Raw genomic sequence first — 2,899 nt, forward strand, 5'->3', positions numbered from 1 at the left:
TGAGTGCGAGACGTTATCGACTAAGCAAAAACGTTGGTATTACAACGTTTTTAGCGACAAACGATGACTGTTCTTTAAAGAAATAAGCCAAGGCTACAAGAACAGGATAACTGTGCAGACAAGTGAGAGGAATGAAGGAGTAACGACCCGAAACTCTCCCAGTGAGATTCCCGACAGCATACGCTAGGCATAGCGTGATGTTGGAAGCAGGGTAAAACATGCAATCATTATCCGAAGTACCCCATAGGGCAACCGAAAGCCATTCGGAATAATAAACCAAATGGAACTGATAAAGTATTGTATGCTGTCAACCGACATGGTGAGAATGTGTAAACACTGACGAACTTGCGAATGTACGCCTCGAGATTGTGACGGGTTAGAAATGATTCGGAGTCTGAAAATAAGACTTGTCTAATGGATTGGAATAATTCATGGGATAACAATCCTAACGTTGTTACAGGCAACGGAGCTAGACACGGGGTATAGCAAGCACCTAAATCGGAGGTCTTATGACGTTTAAAACAATGATAGTCTGAACGGAACGTCGAAAGCTACTAACGTTGAGAGCAATCTCTATCGGCGGATATAGTTGAATACGAAACGGACAACCGAGGGAAGTATTCTTAATAGTAGTGAGAGTAGTGGCACGACCCGAGAAGGTTCTGTAATGGAACTGGAGGAACAGCCACAAGCCTATATTGGAGGAACTGAACTTTCATCTAATCTTGCATGGATTCTGGTAAGACTCAAAAGGTCACCAAAAATCAATATAAGAGTAGGTGATAGACCATGAATGACAAATCTAAGCCCACGCTAAAGGATAAGAAACTTAGACACAATGAATACTACGGTATTCAAAATGTCCTAGACGACTTATACCAGAAAGCAACCAAAGGAAATTCTTTCAAGAAACTGATGCCTACTATCACATCAGACGAAAATATACTCCTCGCTTTTCGTAACATAAAAGGAAATAAAGGGAGTAAAACATCCGCCTGTGACAACATAAACATCAAGGATATTGAAAGAATGGAACAGAGCTATTTCTTGAATGAAGTTAAAAGACGCTTTCAAAACTACCAACCACAAAAGGTAAGACGGAAGGAAATACCTAAGCCCAACGGAGAAACAAGACCTCTAGGAATACCAAGTATGTGGGATAGAATTATCCAACAATGTATTCTTCAAGTTTTGGAACCTATTTGCGAAGCGCAATTTTGTAATAGAAGTTACGGATTTCGCCCGAACCGAAGTGCAGAAAATGCCATAGCAGATAGTATTAAAAAGGTAAACCAACAAAACCTTACTTATGTGGTAGACGTGGATATTAAAGGATTTTTCGACGAAGTAAATCACACCAAACTCATGCGCCAAATATGGACACTGGGTATACGGGACAAACAATTACTCGTCATTATCCGAAAAATATTGAAAGCACCAGTGCAAATGCCTGACGGTACAACAATGTTCCCGACTAAAGGTACCCCGCAAGGTGGTATTCTCAGTCCCCTACTCGCCAACATCAATCTCAATGAATTCGACTGGTGGGTCAGTAAACAATGGGAAACATTCAAAGCCAAAAAGGTAAAACCGAGATACAAAGATGGAATTTGGAGTAACGACACCGTAACATATGTCCTAACCAAAACATCAAAAATGAAACCTATGTATATCGTAAGGTACGCAGATGATTTCAAAATCTTCACAAACACACGAAGCAATGCAGAGAAAATATTCAAAGCATGCCAAATGTGGCTAGAAGAACGCTTGAAATTGCCTATCTCAACCGAAAAATCCAAGGTTACCAATCTGAAAAAGCAAGAGAGTGAATTCTTAGGCTTCTCTCTCAAAGCTGTAAAGAAAGGAAAACGGAAAAACGGAAACACACGATATATTGCAGAAACACACGTATCTCCAAAAGCACTGAAAAAGACGAAGCAAGATTTAGCAAAACAAGTGAAAAAAATACAGAAAACCCCAAACTCTATTGAAGCAATCAAAGGAATCAATTTATACAACAGCATTGTCATTGGCAAGCATAACTATTACAGAATAGCAACGCATGTCAGCCTAGACCTCGACAAAATGGGTCTAGAACTCGACTGTATGATGTATAACCGTTTCCCTAAGTCAACAAGAAGAGGAAAAAGCAACACTAATGGATACACGAATATAGGACAATATGAAGGAAAAGACAAAGGTATCAAACCATATCTAAAGTCAAAAAGGATGAGATATCTCATGAGACGTCCTATCCTACCAATCGCTTATATTCAACACAAAAATCCGTTGATGAAAAAGCAAGCCATTAACAAATACACCGTAGAAGGGCGAGCCTTGATACACAAAAACTTGGCAGACATAACCGAAACAGAACTAAAATGGCTAAGAGAAAATCCAGTCATAAATGGACGGACAACCGTTGAATACAATGACAATCGAATTTCTCTTTACGTAGCTCAAAAAGGTAAATGCAGTGTAACAGGCGAGAAACTCTTGCCCTGGGATGTCCATTGTCACCATAAGCAATTATGGAGTGAAACAAAGGATGACAGCTACAAAAACCTTATCATCATCAAACCAAGTGTTCATAGACTAATACACGCAACCAAGAAAGAAGCCATAAACCAACTACTCAATGAACTAAAACTCAATGGGGAACAGTTAGACAAACTTAACAAATTGCGAAAGCTAGTCAAAAACGAGGAAATCTGTATTTAATCACAAATTGAAGTGGAATTAAATTATGAACAACTAGCGTTGTTTGCTTAGAATTTATCATTATTAGATGGAAAGAAAACTACAGTATAGGTGGACCGCGGTATGCCGTGAAAGTGGCACGTACCGTGCGGATCGGGGGAAAAGTTAGAGATAACTTCAAAGACTTACCTATCGATAT

General features: G+C 39.3%; 1 protein-coding gene. It reads left to right on the plus strand.

What is annotated here, in order from left to right:
• Positions 1 to 789 precede the first annotated feature (789 nt).
• The gene (gene ltrA, locus MR115_RS29445; RefSeq protein WP_242243837.1) at positions 790 to 2,721 is read left to right on the plus strand and encodes a group II intron reverse transcriptase/maturase; all 1,932 of its coding nucleotides are present in this window, start codon (positions 790 to 792) and stop codon (positions 2,719 to 2,721) included.
• Positions 2,722 to 2,899: the final 178 nt, after the last annotated feature.

Origin of the sequence: Bacillus cereus group sp. BfR-BA-01309 (genome assembly GCF_022664315.1) — a bacterium.
Classification (GTDB): Bacteria; Bacillota; Bacilli; order Bacillales; family Bacillaceae_G; genus Bacillus_A; species Bacillus_A mobilis.